Here is a 15,941-nt window from a genome sequence, read left to right as displayed (position 1 = left end):
TTAGCTTCGCCGCTTACGGCATGCCGGGCGGCGGGCTCGGATTGCTCCAGCGCTCCAGCAGCCGCTTGGCCGCATCGCGTCCACCGATGCCGAAGGCAATCGCCACCGCCACCGCCACCGACCCCAGGATGAGGCCGAACGCCAGCACGATGATGTCGTTCGCGAGGCCCATGAACCGCAGCCCCACCGCGGTCGCGAGCGCGATCACGCCCCAGCGCACCAAGGTCGAGATGATCTCCGATGTCGGCTTGCCTTCGCGCCGCGCCGCAGCGGCAAGGATGTTCGCGAGCAGAATGCCGAGCGCAATGATCACCGCGCCGAACAAGACCCGGCTCGCCAGCACCAGCACTTCGCTCAGCATCCCGGCCATCGCGGCGAAACCGAGCAACCGCGCCGCTTCGACGGCCGCGAACAGCACGATGCCGATCAGCACCGCAAGACCGATCATGCGCGAAGGCGGGAACGCGCCGAAGCGGGCGCCGGTCGTATCGACGCCCGGCGTCAGGTCCATGCGCTCGCGCCCGACCCGTACCGGCTCGGCGTTGGCGATCGAAGCGATGATGTCGTCGAAGCCGATCGAACGCAGGCCTTCTTCGGTCAGCATCATGATCCAGCGGCCGATCAGATACGCGATGAAGATGATCAAGGCCGCGCCTATTACGCGCGGGATCGTCTCGAGAATCTCCCGCAGCATCGCCGTCGCCGGCTCCGAAATCGCGCGGATGCCGAGCGCTTCGAGCGCGGCGATTGCGACCGGAATGATGATCAGCGTGAAGACGAGGATGCCGAGCAGACGGGCAAGGCCCGGCCCGCGCGGCGTGTGGGTGAGCCCGGCGTCGACCAGGCGACGATCGAGCTCCGCCGCTTCGACCACCGCTTCCACCATCCGGCGCACGATGGTCGCGAGCGCGAAGCCGATGATGAAGATCAGCAGCGCGCCGACGATGTTGTCGATATAGGAGAAGAAGCCGGCCACCATGCCGTTGAGCGGCGTGATGACGGGGCTTGCCCAAGGCCCAAGTTGCGCGAGCGCGGCCATCAGGCCCAGCAGCCAGATCAGCCAATAGCCGACCTCACCGATGCGTTCGCCGAGATCGACTGTCGGCTTCGTTCCCCCCGCGCCGTCACGGCGCGACAGGAACGGAACGCGGTCGACGCCTTTGGCGATCGCCCACTTCACCGCCTTGGCGGCAAAGTGCGCGACGACGATGATCAGGATCGCGAGCAGAATGCGCGGGCCCCACTCTTGGAGCCAGCTCAGGACGGCTTGTTGGTTTGCGTAGGTCATGGGCGATTCTCCCCTCCCTCCGGGGGCATGAAGCATCGCCCGATGTTCAGCGGACGCAACGGCAATTCATACAGATTGCACGCGGCAGGCGTGCGCGGACCATGTTGCGTCCGCGAGATATTCGCCTGCCGCGCTTGTCGCGAGCCTCTAGTTCAACGCCTCGGGGAAGCGCGGCAGCGAGTCGAAGTCCTCGATCACGTGCTGGCGGATCACCCGCGCATTGGCGGCGTGGCCGATCTCCTCGACCCGGTCCATCGACTGCAGCGTCTGTTCCCGATCGGTATTGAAGCGCGGCACCGTGCGGCGCTCGCGGCTTTCGGCGAGGTGGTACATATCGCCCGTCAGCAGCACGGCGCCCGCATTCGGCAATTGCACCAGCAGCACAGTGTGCCCCGGCGTGTGGCCCGGCGCCTGGAATATCTTCACCGAGCCGTCGCCGAACACATCGTAAGCGTCGCTCTCGATCAGCCGCGTCTGCGCGTTCTCGAGTTGCGAATAGCCGGCGAACGCCTGGCCGCCGCGCGCCTCTTCGCTGAACATGTACGCGCGTTCTTCCGGGTCGACGAGCCAGGTCGAGCCGGCGAACAGATTGCCGTTGCCGGTGTGATCGCCGTGCTGGTGCGAGAACGACACGAACTCGATGTCGGCCGGCGTGAGGTCGAGCTGCGCCAGCTGCGACTGCAGGCTCGCGCGCATCACCACGGTCGCGCCCATCTCGGGAAGCTCCCGGCGGCCGCCGGGCATCGCCGCGACCGCATCGGGAAAGCCCGTATCCCAGATCAGGTCGCCCTCGGGATGGCGGATCAGATAGCATGGCACGATCAGTTCGCGGCTCTGGCCCGCGAACGAGCCGTCATCGGCGAACATGTCGACATTCGGGAAAGTCGCGCGGCCGCAATCCATCGCATAGAGCTGAACGGCTGGCGCCGCTTCGGTCTCCGTCGCTTGTTGCTGGTTGCAGGCTGCGAGCGCGCTAAGCGCGACGGCGGCGGCGAGCAATTTCTTCATGACGTCCCTCCCGGAGATGCCGTTCAACCGCTCCCGCCGCCAAAACGCAAGCGCAGGACGAAAATTATCGAAACGAGCACGAGGCAGATCGCGTTGGCCAGCGTCACCGGCCAGGACTGGCTCAAGACGCCGAAGACGGTCCAGCAGATGAAGCCGACGATTGTCACCGCATACATACGCAGCGAGACGCCGGTGGCGTCTCTGGTGCGTGAAATTTTCCAGATCTGCGGCACGAAGCTCGTCATCGAGCAGAGGCCCGCGACCACGCCGAACGTATTGATCAGCCAAAGCGGCGCGCCATCCATGAGCCTTAGAACGGCGACGCGCCTAGTCTGGTTTCGTCAGCCCCGGCGAAGCCGATTCGCTCACGCTCCGCCGAGCACCGCGACGCATTGCGCCAGCCGTTCGCCTTCGAGATGATCTGCCAGCACAAGCTGTTGCTGCGCGAACAGCCCATGCCCGCGCGGCATATACCGGAAGGTGCGCTCGGTCTCGCCGTCGCGCATGACATAGGCGATCTCCTGGCTCGAATCGCCGATCGCGCCGGCGTCGCGGCGGACCAGCACCATACCGTCGCGGACGCCGGCGGCGTACGCAGGCAAAGTCGGGTCCGTGCCGGCGACGATGTTGTTGTTCGCACTCGTAGCTTCGATGTCGAAGCCGCGGTGGAACGGCACGAGATTTTCGGTGACGACGCGCCCGCACGGCGCGAACGCATCCTCCGGCAGCAACACGGCCTCGCCGCCGATCGCGAACCGTTCGATGTCGTCGCTCACGTCGACTCCGAACTGGCGGGCCAAAATCGGCAGCAGCGCGGACGCGCGGCTCTCGTCGCCGCCGGCGACGCGATCACGCATACCGAGCACGACGTCATCGAGATCATTTGCGCCGCCGGCGCGCAGCCGCGAATCCCAGAGCGTCGCGAGCAAGCGCCCGCGCTGGTACGGCAGCTGCTGCACCGGCTGGCTGTTCCAGAAATCAGCGAGGATTCGCGCGTTCGGCGCGGTTCTCACCGGCGACTGCGCATAGGCGCGCAGCATCTGGTTCAAATCCGCCGCGAACTCCGCCGGCGTCCACAAGCCTTGCCGCACCAGCACGCGGCCGGTGTAGAAATCGGTGAAGCCTTCGGAAAGCCAATAATCGGCCGCTTCGTTCTCCTCCGGCATGGCGCCGATGCGGGCGGGAATCCAGCTGTGCAAGCCCTCGTGCGCGAGCGTGCGGGTGATCGGCTGCGCTTCGGCGTTGGCGGTCGCGAAGAACGCGAATGCGTCGCCGAGACCGGTGCCGCCGATGGAAAGCCAACCCTCCTGCGGGCTTTCGAGCTGGATCACAGTGACGAGATAAGGCGAGGCGCCATCGCCGAAGAAGCCGCGCTGACCGGCGATGACTTCGGAAACGCGGGCGCTGAACTCCGCATCGGAGAAGCTCCAGGCGCCGCGCAAGGCGACGCGCACCTCATTTTCCGGATCGCGCACGATACGAAAATCGCCGCCGACGCTGATACTCGACCAGACGTCGCCAAGCACGAGATCGTCGTGTTCGAGATCCGATGCGAGCGCCCAGTCCCGCGGCATGTTGCGCGCGCGCCAGCGTACGGGCGTGCGCTGATCGGCGTCGGTCGGCGTCACCATCGAAGCTTCGCCGATCAAATGAAAATAGGTCGGTTGCACCACCGGCCGATAGGCGTTGCCTTCGCGGGCGTTCGGCGCGCCTTCGAAATCCTGAATCACGCGATAACGCAAATGGATGCGGGCGCCCGGTCGGTGCCGGAGCAGCCGACGCGCCGGGCCATCGCCCGCGCCCAGTTCGGCCCCGGACACCGCTTCCAGGCGGTCGATGCTGCGCCAAAGCTCATCACGGCCGCCCCAAGAGCTGGGCAGCGAAATCGAGGTCTCGCCATCCGCCTCGCCGCGGAAGCGCAGATCGTACTGCACCGCGATCAGGGCGCCGTCGGCCATGACCGGCGTCAGCGTGTAGTCGATCCGATCCGGCGCGGCCTGGCCCATACAGAACAGAGCGCCGACGCCGGCCGCCAACATGCGCATCCAAGTCCGCATGCGTCTCCCCTCGAAATGTCTTCGATCGGCAGATGCAGCCCCAGCGCCCGGCGGATGCAGGGCCCGCTACTCGTCCTCGTGAAACTTGGCCCGGATCAGCGCCTCGATCTCGTCGAGCGCCTTTTCGGCCTCGGGGCCGTTCGCTTCGAGCTCGACCTCCGAGCCGATGCCGGCGCCGAGCATCATCAGGTCCATGAGCGAGCGGGCGTCGGCCTCTTCATCCTCGCGGCGCACCATGATGATCGTGTCTTCGTAATTGAGCGCCAGCTCCGCGACCTTGCGCGAGGCGCGCGCGTGGAGGCCGCGGATGTTGGTGATCGGCACCGTTCGCTTCAGCCCCAACACCCGTCCCCCAACGACCTGCTCTCAGGTGGACGGCCCGCCCGCGAGCTCCACCGACGCGACTCGGATGTAGCGCCGGCCGGCATCTTGAGCGGCCAGCGCCGCTTCGGGAAGCTTCATCCGCTCGCGAACCTCGGCGAGCTTGATCAGCATCGGCAGGTTCACGCCGGCGATCACTTCGATCTTCACCTGGTTGATCACCGAGATGGCGAGGTTCGAGGGCGTGCCGCCGAACATGTCGGTGAGAATCACGACGCCATCGCCGCGATCGACGCCGCGGACCGCGTCGAGAATATCGGCGCGCCGTTCTTCCATATTGTCGTAGGGGCCGATCGCGACCGCGCGCATCTGCTCCTGCGGCCCAAGTACGTGCTCCGCCGCGGCGACGAATTCATCCGCCAGACGGCCGTGGCTCACCACGACGACGCCAATCATTCCACGCTCCCGCCACCCGCCAGTGGGCTGGTAAGGGGGCGTACAATATCCCTTCGCAGCTGCGAGAAAAGCGAAAGCAGCACGCTCGCTACAGTTTTCGACGGACGGTCAGTGGGGCTTGGCGGCGCTGGCGTGCGGCAGTTCGACCACGAAACGCGCGCCGGCGCGCTGATTTCCGCCGCTGTCGATGTTCTGCGCGTAGATGCGGCCGTGGTGGGCTGTGACAATCTGTCGGGCGATCGACAGCCCTAGCCCCGAATTGGCGCCGAACGCAGCGCCCTTGGGCCGCTGCGTATAAAAGCGCTCGAAGATGGTCTCGAGGTTCTCCGGCGGGATGCCGGGGCCCTCGTCTTCAACCAAGGCGCGAACCATCGGCCCGTCTTTCCCCTTCGCGGCCTCCATCGACACCACCACCCGGCCGCCGGCTTGGCTGAACGAGCGGGCGTTGTCGATCAGGTTGCGGAAGACCTGGCCGAGCGGCCCGGCCTGACCGACGACGTGCAGACCCTCCGGCTTCGGCCCTTTGAACAGCACGTGCACGCCGGTGCGATCCTCCGGCGAGTAGGCGCGGGCAAGTTCGAACAGCAAGGCCCCGAGATCGACGTCCTCCAGATCGCCGCGGGCGGTTTCGGTTTCGATGCGGCTGGCGCGGGCGATGTCGGTGATCAGGCGGTCGAGCCGGTGCACGTCCTGGGCGACGATCGCCAGCATCTGCTTTTGCTGTTCGGGACTGGTCGCGCTCTGCGCCGAGGTCACCGCCGATTGGATCGACGCCAATGGATTCTTGATCTCGTGGCTGACGTCTGCGGCGAAACGCTCGTTTGCATCGATGCGATCCGCCAACGCGTGAGTCATCTCCTCGAGCGAGTGGCTGAGCGCGCCGATTTCATCCTTGCGCTTGGAGACTTCGCCGAGGCTGAGCCGCGTCGCGCCGGTGAGGCGCAGGCTGTCCGCCGCGCCGGCGAGGCGCCGCAGCGGCCGCGCGATCGACAAGGCCAACAGCAAGGAGGAGAGAATGATGGCGATGGTGGCGCCGATCACGAACGGGATCATGCTGACGCGTTCGGCGAGCAAGATGCGCTCGACATCCGCGCTCTCGATCGTGACCGTGCCCATCACCTGCTGCACGCGCCGGAGCGGCAGCGTCACCGTGACGACGCGCTCGCCTTTCTCGTTCAGCCGCTCGCCACGGACGATCTCGCCCTGCATTGCGCGCTGGTGCTCCGATTCCAGCGTCACCGTCGGTCGCCATGGCGTGAGGCGGATATATTCCAGCCGCCGCGTCGCGCTCTGGATCGATTCACCGATGCTCGGCGCGTCGGCGATATCGGGCAGCGGACGCTCCTCTACCCCGCCATAGATGACGTCGGTGTCGGCGATCAGACGTCCCTCGGCGCCGAACACGCGCACGCGCGGCTGGCCAACCCCCGGACGCGCGCCTTCAGCGATCGGCGGCAAGATGCGTCGTAGCACGGTGCGCACCGCCGGCTCGTTGATGTACGGGAACGGATCGCCTTCGACCGTGCCGGTCTCGATCAGGAGATTGGTGATCAGCTCGCCTTGCGTGCGCAAGTTCCGGAACTGCGCCTCGGTCAAGCCCGCTCGCATTTCGGTAAGCAGCAGCACGCCGAGGATCAGGATCGCGAGCCCGGCGAAGTTGAAGAAGAAGATCGTCCGCGTGATGCGCGAGCGGAAGAACGCGCGCAGGCCGTGCGGGCGATCAGGCTTCGTTGTAGCGATAGCCGACGCCATAGAGGGTTTCGATCGCGTCGAACTCCGTGTCGATGTCGCGGAATTTCTTGCGGAGCCGCTTGATGTGGCTGTCGATTGTTCTGTCGTCGACATAGACCTGATCGTCATAGGCCGCGTCCATCAGCTGATCGCGGCTCTTCACGTAGCCGGGGCGCTGGGCAAGCGCCTGAAGAATGAGAAATTCGGTGACGGTGAGCCGGACCGGCTCGCCTTTCCAGGTGCAGGCGTGGCGGTTGGGATCGAGCGTGAGCTCGCCGCGCACGATCGGCTTCTTGTCGCTCGTCGCCTCCGTGCCCGGCGCCCCCACGCGGCTGCGGCGCAGCAGCGCCTTAACCCGCTCGGAAAGCAGGCGTTGGGAGAATGGCTTTTTGATGTAATCGTCGGCGCCGACATTGAAGCCGACCACCTCGTCCATCTCGTCGTCCTTCGAGGTCAGCAGGATCACGGGCAGGTTCGAGCCCTGGCGCAGCCGGCGCAGCACCTCGACCCCGTCCATGCGCGGCATCTTGATGTCGAGAATGGCGATGTCCGGCGGCGTTTCCGCCAGCGCCGCCAGTGCGGCCGCGCCATCGGTGTAGGTGCGGACGCTGTAGCCCTCGCCTTCGAACAGCATTTTCAGCGAGGCGAGGATGTTTTCGTCGTCGTCGACCAGAGCGATGGTAGGCATGGGAGGGCCGGACTTCCTGACTTAGCCGTAATGAAGTGGTGATGGCTGTCTTAGCCGTCAATTAGCGGCTTGAAAACAGGTTCCGGTTCCGCCGAGCGGACCTCGCTCGAATTTGACCAGCCTCTCCACAGCTCCATTTGGCGTTCTATGGCGCAAATCTATCACCGCGGCCGGCTGATCGATCACGTGCATCTGCGCGTCGCCGATCTCGCCGCCGCCAAGCGCTTCTATCGCGCCGTGCTCGGCGCGCTCGGGCGCGAACCCACGTACGAAAGCGAAAAAGCGATCAGCTTCGACGAACTCTGGATCGACGCCGCAGACAAGGCCGGCCCCAGCCGCGTGCACCTCGCCTTCCAGGCCGAGGACCACGACGCGGTGGTGCGCTTCTACGAGGCCGGCCTCGCCGCCGGCGGACGCGACAACGGCCCGCCGGGAGAGCGCAGTTATCATCCCGGCTACTTCGCGGCCTTCCTGTTCGATCCCGACGGGCACAACGTCGAAGCCGTGCATCACGGACCGGCGACGCGGAGCGCGGAATCGGTGGAGGTGAAAGCTCAGTTGTAGGGCAGTCTGCCGAGCGCCGAATAGCGCTCGTTCAACGCTTCCAGATCCTTCATCTCGGCGCGGCTCAAGTCAAAATCGAACACGTCGATGTTTTCTTCAAGGTGCGCGCGCCGGTTCGCCTTCGGCACCGGCACAACGCCGCGTTGGATATCCCAGCGGATCAGCACCTGCGCCGGCGACTTCCCGTGCCGCGCGGCGATATCGCGGAGCGTTGGATCATCGAGCCGGGTGTCGCGCGTGAGCGGGCTATAGGCCTGCAGCACGATGTTGTTCTCGCGCGCATAATCCAGCATCTCTTCGCTGAAACCGAATGGACTCCATTCGATCTGGTTGACCGCCGGCGTTTCGCCGGTGGCCTCGACCAGCGCGTCGATCTGCTCCGCGGAATAGTTGCTGACGCCGATATCGCGCACCAGACCCTCGTCGCGCGCCCGGATCAGGCCGCGCCACGAAAGTTCGCCGACGCCGTCGTCCGGCGGCCGGTGGATCAGCATCAGATCGGCGTAGTTCGTATCGAGTTCGCGCAGGTTCTTGTGGGTGGCGTCGTAGGCGTCCTCGTCATCCTCGACCTTGCTGACGATGTAGATTTCCTTGCGCGACCGGCCGCTCTTCTTGATGCCCTCGGCGATGCCTGGCTGCGTGCCGTAATCGCCGGAGGTGTCGATCATCGGATAGCCGAGCTTCAGCGCCGCGGCGACGGTTCCGGCGGTGTCGTGGGTGAGCTGCCAGGTGCCGAGGCCCATCACGGGCATCCTGCGGCCGGTGTTGAGATGCACGGTGGCCAATGAGTCGAGATTTGCCATGACTTACCTCGCGCGCTTTGCTGGCGAACGCGAGGACCGGTGGCCTGTTCCAAATTGGCGGCGGGTCCGGTAACGGCCAGATGCGCGCACGCTCGCCGTTCACACTCGCTTCTGCAGACCAGGAGCGAATGATGAAATCTTTGGACGGCAAATCCGCCATCGTCACCGGCGCGAGCTTCGGCATCGGCCGCGCCACGGCCAAGCTGTTCGCTCGCGAAGGCGCCCGGCTCGTTCTGGTGGCGCGGCGGCGCGAGCCGCTGGAGGCGCTGGCGCAGGAGATCGCCGCCGCTGGCGGCGAGTGCCTGCCCTTCGCCGGCGATGTCGCCGACGACGGGACCGCAGAAGGCGTGGTTGCAGCCGCGACGCGCGCTTTCGGCGGGCTTGATATCGCCTTCAACAACGCCGGCAGTCTCGGCGAGATGGGCGCCGTCAGCGACATCTCGGTCGCGGGCTGGCGCGAGGCGATCGAGACGAATCTCACGAGCGCCTTCTTCGCCGCACGCCATCAGATTCCGGCGATGCGCGCCCGCGGCGGCGGCTCGCTCATCTTCACGTCGACCTTCGTCGGCCACACGGCCGGCTTTCCCGGCATGAGCGCTTACGCCGCGAGCAAGGCCGGCGTGATCGGGCTCGTGCGCAATCTCGCCGTCGAGCACGGCCAGCACGGCGTGCGCGTCAACGCGCTGCTGCCCGGGGCGGTGGACACGCCGATGGGCCGCAGCGTCGCGACGAGCGACGAGATGCGAACCTTCATCGCCGGGCTCAACGCGATGAAGCGCATCGCCGAGCCGGAGGAGATCGCGCGCGCGGCGCTCTTCCTCGCCTCGGATGCGTCCAGCTTTATGACCGGCGCGGCGATGTTGGTCGACGGCGGCGTTTCGGTGAATCACACCTGACGCGCGCCGCACGACTGTAATCGCGACAACACTCTTCGCGTGCACGTTTCGCGCGCGATCGCCGTTTCGCGCGTCGCTTTGCTTGTTGGGAGGAGCCGACAAGAGTACATCTGCGGCGCGATCAGACATGGGACCGCTGCGCGCGCATGCACGCCTCGTCCAATGGAGAACAGCAATGGCCAGATTCGCCACGCTTGCGTACGGCGCCGTCGTGTACGTCTTCTTCCTGGCGACGTTTCTCTACGCCATCGGCTTCGTCGGAAACCTCCTCGTACCGAAATCGATCGACAGCGGCGCCGCGGCGCCGCTCGCCGAAGCGCTGATCGTGAATGTTCTGCTGCTCGGCCTGTTCGCCGTTCAGCACTCGGTGATGGCGCGGCCGGCGTTCAAGCGCATGTGGACCAAGATCGTGCCGAAAGCGGCCGAGCGCAGCACGTTCGTCTTGTTCGCAAGCGCGATCCTGGCGCTCATGTTTTGGCAATGGCGCCCGCTACCGGCTACGATCTGGAGCGTAGCCGATCCGCTATGGTCGACGGTGCTCTGGGCGCTGTTCGCCGCCGGTTGGGCGATCGTGTTGATCTCGACCTTCCTGATCAATCACTTCGATCTGTTCGGCTTGGCGCAGGCGTACAATCACTTCCGCAACCGCGAGAGCTCCGCGCCGAGCTTCGTGACGCCGCTGTTCTACCAGCACGTGCGCCATCCGATCTACCTCGGCTTCATCCTCGCGTTCTGGGCGACGCCGGTGATGAGCATGGGGCACCTGCTGTTCGCCATCGCCACCACGGGGTACATCCTCGTCGGCATCTTCTTCGAGGAACGCGATCTGGTGGCGCTGTTCGGCGAACGCTATCGCCAATACACGCGCGATGTTGGCATGCTCGTGCCGAAACTGAAGCTCGGCGGGAAGACGACGAAGCAGGCTTGAGCGTGCGCCTCCCGGGGAAGCACGCCTCACCCGTAGCGGCTTTTCGGGAATTTCGGCAGGCCATCGCCGAACCGCACCCAGGCGTGATCGTGCCTGAGCCAAGAATGATGCGTTGGTGGAAAGGCGTTGGGGTCGTCGAGCGTTGTTGTGGCGATATCGATGTAGTCCGCATCGTCCGCACGCGCGCAGGTGAGCTGCGTGCCGCACTCGCCGCAGAACTGACGCGTGACGCCTTCGGAGGACGCATACGCTCTTGGGGTCCCCTTCGTCACCTCGAACGCATCAAAGGCGACAGTCACCCACGCCACCACAACGCCGCCGGAGACGCGCCGGCAGGTCGCGCAATGGCAAATCATGCTGGCTTCGTGCTCATCGAAGAGCGCGTAACGCACGCTGCCGCAATGACAGCCGCCTTCAATGCTCATCGAGCGCTCACCGTAATCTCGCGACGATCTGAACGATACGCCGGACCCATTGTCACTTCGATCTCGTGCGTCACCGAGCGTGTGACGCCAGTTGCGAGATCGACGACACATTCGGCGCGGGTGTCATGAATCAGGGTCATGCCATCGAACATGCGCTCGATCTCCTCGGCGGAGTGCCCACCTTGACTCGCAAGGTTCACGAGCGCCTCGCGGATCGCGACGGTGGCAGACTCCGGATTCAGCGCGCGCGAGTAGGTCAGGCGCGCAACGCCCGCCGCACCATCGACACTGTCCAATGTAAGCGATTCGGTTGCGGCGATCGGCGGGCCTCCAAGTGCGTTCGGCAGGTGAGTCGACGCCGATACGGGCTCGCCCACTCTGAGGCCTGTGCCTTGGCAGATCGACATCACCGCGATGGATGACGCCAACAACTGCGCGGCATGAGAGGCCTCCCATTGCGCCATTAGATTTTGCAGCGCCGTCATGGATCGGCGCCAGCCTTCAGTTCTCTCGGCTGGAGGCGTAATCGCTTCCACTGTCGAAAAAATATTCTGCCTGAAGCGCGGCCAATCCTGAACTGAAACCGGCGTTCCTACCTCATCTAGCGATAGACGCATATCGACGCCGATTAGGAGTTGCGGTTCATCTGTGATCGTGACGCCGGCGGCCTCGATTCGATTCATTGTCCAGATCGCGTCGAATCCGTCGGGCGTGCGGGCGCCAATCGCCAGCGTGCCTCGCGTCGTCGCAACGTTGGTTTGGTCTTGCCCCTCGCCGCGCGCCACACGGGTGCGCACCTCCGTCACATTCCACGCCGAATTGGCTGCTGGCGCAAACGGTATATCGGTGGGCGCCGATTGCGCAAACGCCGCGCCGGAAGAAAGGGCAAAACAAACGGTCGCCAGCAGAGTTTTCATGATGCGCTCCATCAATGCGCCGCGCCCCATGTCGCGCCGGCTTTCGCTTCCACCGTCAGCGGCACGCTGAGAACCACCGCAGGCTCGGGCGCCGTCTCCATCGTTTCGCGCGCGACGTTGCAGAGGGTTTCCGCTTCGTGCTTCGGCGCTTCGAACACGAGTTCGTCATGCACCTGCAGTAGCATGCGCGACTTCAGGCCCGCGCGCTCGATCGCCGCCGGCAGGCGCACCATGGCGCGTCGGATGATGTCGGCGGCCGCGCCCTGGAGCGGGGCGTTGATGGCTTGGCGTTCGCCGAACTGACGCTCTTGCGGGTTCTTCGATTGGACGCCTTTGACCCAAATGCGTCGGCCGAAGATGGTTTTCACATAGCCATTTGCGCGCGCGAACGTTTTGGTGGCTTCCATGTAGTCGCGGATGCCGGGGAAGCGTTCGAAATACTTCTTGATGTAGGCGCCCGCCTGTTCGCGCTCGATGCCGAGATTGCGGGCGAGACCGAACGCGCTGATGCCGTAAATGATGCCGAAATTGATCGCCTTGGCGTTGTTGCGAATTTCCTTCGGCATGCCTTCGACCGGCACGCCGAACATTTCCGACGCGGTGCGGGCGTGAATGTCGACGCCGTCGGCAAAGGCTTGCTTCAGCTGCGGGATGTCGGCGACGTGCGCCAGTAGACGCAGCTCGATCTGCGAATAATCGGCCGAGACAAGCACATTGCCCGGCTCGGCCACGAACGCCTCACGGATGCGCCGGCCCTCCTCGGTGCGGATCGGAATGTTCTGCAAATTGGGATCGTTGGAGGAGAGGCGCCCGGTCGTGGTCGAAGCGAGCGCGTAGCTCGTATGCACGCGGCCGGTGCGCGGATTGATCGCCTGGCCGAGCGCTTCGGTGTAGGTGGAGCGGAGCTTCGAGAGCTGGCGCCAGTCCAAGAGCTTGCGCGGCAGTTCGTGCTCTTCGGCAAGCTCTTCGAGGATGGTGGCGTCAGTGGACCAGGCGCCGGTCTTGGTCTTCGAGCCGCCCGGCAGCTTCATTTCGTCGAACAGGATTTCGCCGAGCTGCTTGGGCGAGCCCATGTTGAACTCGCGGCCGGCGAGCGCATACGCCTCCTGCTCGTACTGCAGCATGCGCTGGGCGAAGTCGCCGGAGAGCCGCGAGAGCATCTGTGGATCGATCTTGATGCCCTCGCGCTCCATCGCCGCGAGCACCGGCGGCAGCGGCCGCTCGAGCGTTTCGTACACGGTGGCGAGCTTCTCGCGCCCCAGCTCGGGCTTCAGCTTGCGCCAGAGGCGGAGCGCCGCATCGGCTTGTTCGCACGAATACGCCGATGCGCGCTCGATCGGCACCAGATCGAAGCTCACCTGCGCCTTGCCCTTGCCGGCAACGTCGCTGAGCGGCGTCAAGCCGTGACCCAGATGCTTCTCGACCAGAAAGGTCTTGTCGTGCGGATCGAGCCCGCCATAGAGCGCGTAGGAGATCAGCATCGGATCGTCGTACGGCGCGAGCGCGATCTTGTGCTTGGCGAAGAGCGCAATGTCCCACTTGATGTTGAGGCCGACCTTGAGGACGGATGGGTCCTCCAGCAGTTCGTGCACGGCCGCGAGCGCGGCAGCGCGCGGAATTTGCGGCCCGGCGTCGGCCGCAAGCGGCGCATCTGGCGTCTCACTCGCGAACAATTCACCGGCGCGCGGATCGGCGCCGCGATGGCCGATCGGCACGTAGATCGCATCGTTCGGCCCGAGCGCGAGCGAAAACCCCACCAACTCCGCGCGCGCCGCATCGATCGCGTCCGCCTCGGTGTCGATACCGACGATGCCGGCGCGCTTGGCGCGGGCGACGAACGCTTCCAGTTCGGCGAGATCGCGGCCGCACTTATAGGCCTCGCGCTTGAACTCTTTCTCGACCTCTTCGACCACCGGCCCGGCAGCCGGCGCCGCTGCGGCGCCGGCTGCGTACGACGCGACGATCTCCGCGCCCTTCTCGCGCGCGTAGAATTCGCGCACCCGCCGGCTCAAGGTGCGGAATTCCATCGCATCGAGGAATTGCAGCAGCATGGACGGATCGGGTTCGCGCACGGCGAAGCTCTCCCAGCCTTCCTCCACCGCCACATCGTCACGCAGCGTGACCAGTGTTTTCGACAGCCGGATCTGATCGGCGTGATTGATCAGAGTCTCGCGCCGCTTAGGCTGCTTGATCTCGTTGGCGCGCTCCAGGATCGCCTCGAGCGAGCCGAACGTCGCCATCAGCTCCGCCGCTGTCTTAGGCCCAATGCCGGGCGCGCCCGGCACGTTGTCGACGCTGTCGCCGATCAGCGCCTGCACATCGATAACCTTGTCGGGCGTCACGCCGAACTTTTCGAACACCGCTTCGGGGCCGAGCGCGCGGTTCTTCATCGGATCGTAGAGGTTGATGACGCCGTCGACGATCAGCTGCATCAGGTCCTTGTCGGAGGAGACGATCTTCACCGTCGCGCCCTTGGCCGCCGCCTGGCGGGCATAGGTGGCGATGAGATCGTCCGCCTCGAAGCCGCCCATCTCGATGCAGGGGAGATTGAACGCGCGTGTTGCGTCGCGGATCAGCGGGAATTGCGGCGCGAGATCTTCCGGCGCCGGCGGGCGATGCGCCTTGTATTCGGGATAAAGTTCGTTGCGGAACGTGACTTCGCTCTTGTCGAAGATGACGGCGAGGTGCGTCGGCGCTTCGCTGCCCTTCATCTCCGAGAGGAATTTCCACAGCATGTTGCAATAGCCGGCCACCGCGCCGACGGACAGCCCGTCCGACGCCCGCGTCAGCGGCGGCAGCGCGTGGTACGCGCGGAAGATGTAGCCGGATCCGTCGATGAGGAAGAGGCGGGGCGCGTCGTTCTTGGCCATGGCCGCCATATAAGGGATCGGAGGCGCGCCGTCTCTAGCTGCTCGGTGTCGGATGCCCCGCTCAGCCGCCGAACAGCTTGTTGTAATCGGGCGGCGCGCCGCGGCGCGACCAGAGCGTTTCCGAATTGCCGGTGGCGAGGAAGTCTTCCGTCGCTTCGCGCACGCCGGCCATCGCCGCGTTGAATATGGCGGTGGCGGCGCTGAGGCGTTTCACGCCGAGCGCCTTCAGCTCGGCGGCGTCCGGCAGACCCGGGCGCGCCATCACGTTGAGCGGCATGCCTGCGCCTTCGGCCACCGCGGCGATGTCCGCCGGCGTGACGATCGCTGGCGCGAACAAACCGCTGGCGCCTGCGTTCTTGATCGCCGCCGCGCGCCGCAGCGTCTCGGCGACGGCGGCCTCCGGCGGCACGAGCTGTTTCAGAAACACATCGGTGCGGGCGTTGATGAAGAGATCGACGCCGGCCTTGTTCGCCGCATTGCGCACGGCTTCGATCTTGCGCAGGTGCAACTCGTGCGGCTGCTTGCCATCTTCGAGGTTGATGCCGACGGCGCCCGCATCGATCAGCGCGCGCACATTTTCGGCGACCTTGCCGATGTCGTCGTCATAGCCGCCTTCGGCGTCGGTGGTGATCGGCACGCTGACGGCGCGGGCGATCTCCTCCACGGCGGCGATCAGCTTCTCGACCGGGAAGTGATGGCCGTCGGCGTAGCCGTGCGCCCAAGCCACCGCGGCGCTGGAGGTGGCGATCGCCTTGGCGCCCGCGTCCTGGGTGACGCGCGCGCTGGCGGCGTCCCATGCGTTGGGCAGGACGAGGAAATCCTTGTGCAGGGCGTGGAAAGCGGCGGCGCTTGCTTGGCTGGATGTCATGATCGGCTCCCTCTCGCACCCAATGTAGTGAGCCGCTGCCGCAAGCGCATGCCGGAATCGGACCTCACCGCCAAGGCGCGTTGTGGCCGGCGCCCTTTGCGGCTAATCACGAGGCGAGGCG

General features: G+C 65.6%; 16 protein-coding genes. 3 read left to right on the top strand and 13 right to left on the bottom strand.

The window, feature by feature from the left end:
- Positions 1-13 precede the first annotated feature (13 nt).
- From VEA80_RS02840 to VEA80_RS02805, 8 genes are all read right to left on the bottom strand, one after another.
- Entirely contained in the window at positions 14-1,288 is a 1,275-nt protein-coding gene (locus VEA80_RS02840) for a mechanosensitive ion channel (protein ID WP_325059175.1), read from the bottom strand.
- Positions 1,289-1,435: 147 nt separating this feature from the next.
- Positions 1,436-2,296: an N-acyl homoserine lactonase family protein gene (locus VEA80_RS02835; protein ID WP_325059174.1), complete on the bottom strand. Its 861-nt coding sequence runs from the start codon at positions 2,294-2,296 to the stop codon at positions 1,436-1,438.
- 23 nt (positions 2,297-2,319) lie between these two features.
- Positions 2,320-2,601 (bottom strand): SemiSWEET transporter, encoded by a 282-nt coding sequence (locus VEA80_RS02830; protein WP_325059173.1) that lies wholly within the window; start codon positions 2,599-2,601, stop codon positions 2,320-2,322.
- 60 nt (positions 2,602-2,661) lie between these two features.
- Positions 2,662-4,353: a hypothetical protein gene (locus VEA80_RS02825; RefSeq protein WP_325059172.1), complete on the bottom strand. Its 1,692-nt coding sequence runs from the start codon at positions 4,351-4,353 to the stop codon at positions 2,662-2,664.
- A 66-nt stretch (positions 4,354-4,419) separates the two neighbouring features.
- Entirely contained in the window at positions 4,420-4,695 is a 276-nt protein-coding gene (locus tag VEA80_RS02820) for an HPr family phosphocarrier protein (RefSeq protein WP_325059171.1), read from the bottom strand.
- A gap of 24 nt (positions 4,696-4,719) precedes the next feature.
- Positions 4,720-5,130: a PTS sugar transporter subunit IIA gene (locus VEA80_RS02815; RefSeq protein ID WP_325059170.1), complete on the bottom strand. Its 411-nt coding sequence runs from the start codon at positions 5,128-5,130 to the stop codon at positions 4,720-4,722.
- Between the two features lie 108 nt (positions 5,131-5,238).
- Positions 5,239-6,882, bottom strand: a complete 1,644-nt coding sequence (locus tag VEA80_RS02810) for an ATP-binding protein (protein WP_325059169.1) — start codon at positions 6,880-6,882, stop codon at positions 5,239-5,241.
- Positions 6,851-7,549 (bottom strand): response regulator transcription factor, encoded by a 699-nt coding sequence (locus VEA80_RS02805; protein ID WP_325059168.1) that lies wholly within the window; start codon positions 7,547-7,549, stop codon positions 6,851-6,853. The genes VEA80_RS02810 and VEA80_RS02805 overlap by 32 nt, the downstream gene beginning before the upstream one ends.
- Positions 7,550-7,696: 147 nt before the next feature.
- Here VEA80_RS02805 and VEA80_RS02800 point away from each other — a divergent pair, with 147 nt between their 5' ends.
- Positions 7,697-8,113: a VOC family protein gene (locus VEA80_RS02800; RefSeq protein WP_325059167.1), complete on the top strand. Its 417-nt coding sequence runs from the start codon at positions 7,697-7,699 to the stop codon at positions 8,111-8,113.
- On the opposite strand, the gene VEA80_RS02795 is transcribed toward VEA80_RS02800, so the two are convergent.
- Positions 8,104-8,916 (bottom strand): aldo/keto reductase, encoded by an 813-nt coding sequence (locus VEA80_RS02795; protein WP_325059166.1) that lies wholly within the window; start codon positions 8,914-8,916, stop codon positions 8,104-8,106. The genes VEA80_RS02800 and VEA80_RS02795 overlap by 10 nt on opposite strands.
- 131 nt (positions 8,917-9,047) lie before the next feature.
- Between VEA80_RS02795 and VEA80_RS02790 the strand changes: the two genes are divergently transcribed.
- Both VEA80_RS02790 and mddA read left to right on the top strand, forming a co-directional pair.
- Complete coding sequence (locus tag VEA80_RS02790) at positions 9,048-9,812, top strand: SDR family oxidoreductase (protein WP_349257200.1); 765 nt, start codon at positions 9,048-9,050, stop codon at positions 9,810-9,812.
- A 175-nt stretch (positions 9,813-9,987) separates the two neighbouring features.
- Positions 9,988-10,740 (top strand): methanethiol S-methyltransferase, encoded by a 753-nt coding sequence (mddA, locus tag VEA80_RS02785; RefSeq protein ID WP_325059164.1) that lies wholly within the window; start codon positions 9,988-9,990, stop codon positions 10,738-10,740.
- Positions 10,741-10,766: 26 nt separating this feature from the next.
- Here mddA and VEA80_RS02780 read toward each other — a convergent pair whose 3' ends face one another.
- From VEA80_RS02780 to VEA80_RS02765, 4 genes are read right to left on the bottom strand one after another with little or no spacing between them, the layout of a single operon-like run.
- Complete coding sequence (locus VEA80_RS02780) at positions 10,767-11,165, bottom strand: GFA family protein (protein ID WP_325059163.1); 399 nt, start codon at positions 11,163-11,165, stop codon at positions 10,767-10,769.
- Positions 11,162-12,082 carry a hypothetical protein gene (locus VEA80_RS02775; RefSeq protein ID WP_325059162.1) on the bottom strand — a complete coding sequence of 307 codons (921 nt, stop codon included), beginning with the start codon at positions 12,080-12,082 and terminating at the stop codon, positions 11,162-11,164. The genes VEA80_RS02780 and VEA80_RS02775 overlap by 4 nt, the downstream gene beginning before the upstream one ends.
- 11 nt (positions 12,083-12,093) lie before the next feature.
- The gene (gene polA, locus VEA80_RS02770; protein WP_414731490.1) at positions 12,094-14,961 is read right to left on the bottom strand and encodes a DNA polymerase I; all 2,868 of its coding nucleotides are present in this window, start codon (positions 14,959-14,961) and stop codon (positions 12,094-12,096) included.
- A gap of 52 nt (positions 14,962-15,013) precedes the next feature.
- Entirely contained in the window at positions 15,014-15,820 is an 807-nt protein-coding gene (locus VEA80_RS02765) for an isocitrate lyase/phosphoenolpyruvate mutase family protein (RefSeq protein ID WP_325059160.1), read from the bottom strand.
- Between the last annotated feature and the right edge of the window lie 121 nt (positions 15,821-15,941).

The organism is Vitreimonas sp., from assembly GCF_035627415.1.
Taxonomy (GTDB): domain Bacteria; phylum Pseudomonadota; class Alphaproteobacteria; order Caulobacterales; family Aquidulcibacteraceae; genus Vitreimonas.
Note: the sequence above shows the minus strand (reverse complement) of the source record. Positions and strands in the feature narration are given on the sequence as shown.

Excerpts from the sequence above, each read along its gene's own strand:
- VEA80_RS02840 (WP_325059175.1), bottom strand. The coding sequence starts at position 1,288 with ATGACCTACGCAAACCAACAAGCCGTCCTGAGCTGGCTCCAAGAGTGG.
- VEA80_RS02830 (WP_325059173.1), bottom strand. The coding sequence starts at position 2,601 with ATGGATGGCGCGCCGCTTTGGCTGATCAATACGTTCGGCGTGGTCGCG.
- VEA80_RS02815 (WP_325059170.1), bottom strand. The coding sequence starts at position 5,130 with ATGATTGGCGTCGTCGTGGTGAGCCACGGCCGTCTGGCGGATGAATTC.
- VEA80_RS02780 (WP_325059163.1), bottom strand. The coding sequence starts at position 11,165 with ATGAGCATTGAAGGCGGCTGTCATTGCGGCAGCGTGCGTTACGCGCTC.
- mddA (WP_325059164.1), top strand. The coding sequence starts at position 9,988 with ATGGCCAGATTCGCCACGCTTGCGTACGGCGCCGTCGTGTACGTCTTC.
- VEA80_RS02800 (WP_325059167.1), top strand. The coding sequence starts at position 7,697 with ATGGCGCAAATCTATCACCGCGGCCGGCTGATCGATCACGTGCATCTG.
- polA (WP_414731490.1), bottom strand. The coding sequence starts at position 14,961 with ATGGCGGCCATGGCCAAGAACGACGCGCCCCGCCTCTTCCTCATCGAC.
- VEA80_RS02835 (WP_325059174.1), bottom strand. The coding sequence starts at position 2,296 with ATGAAGAAATTGCTCGCCGCCGCCGTCGCGCTTAGCGCGCTCGCAGCC.
- VEA80_RS02795 (WP_325059166.1), bottom strand. The coding sequence starts at position 8,916 with ATGGCAAATCTCGACTCATTGGCCACCGTGCATCTCAACACCGGCCGC.
- VEA80_RS02790 (WP_349257200.1), top strand. The coding sequence starts at position 9,048 with ATGAAATCTTTGGACGGCAAATCCGCCATCGTCACCGGCGCGAGCTTC.
- VEA80_RS02810 (WP_325059169.1), bottom strand. The coding sequence starts at position 6,882 with ATGGCGTCGGCTATCGCTACAACGAAGCCTGATCGCCCGCACGGCCTG.
- VEA80_RS02805 (WP_325059168.1), bottom strand. The coding sequence starts at position 7,549 with ATGCCTACCATCGCTCTGGTCGACGACGACGAAAACATCCTCGCCTCG.
- VEA80_RS02775 (WP_325059162.1), bottom strand. The coding sequence starts at position 12,082 with ATGAAAACTCTGCTGGCGACCGTTTGTTTTGCCCTTTCTTCCGGCGCG.
- VEA80_RS02765 (WP_325059160.1), bottom strand. The coding sequence starts at position 15,820 with ATGACATCCAGCCAAGCAAGCGCCGCCGCTTTCCACGCCCTGCACAAG.
- VEA80_RS02825 (WP_325059172.1), bottom strand. The coding sequence starts at position 4,353 with ATGCGGACTTGGATGCGCATGTTGGCGGCCGGCGTCGGCGCTCTGTTC.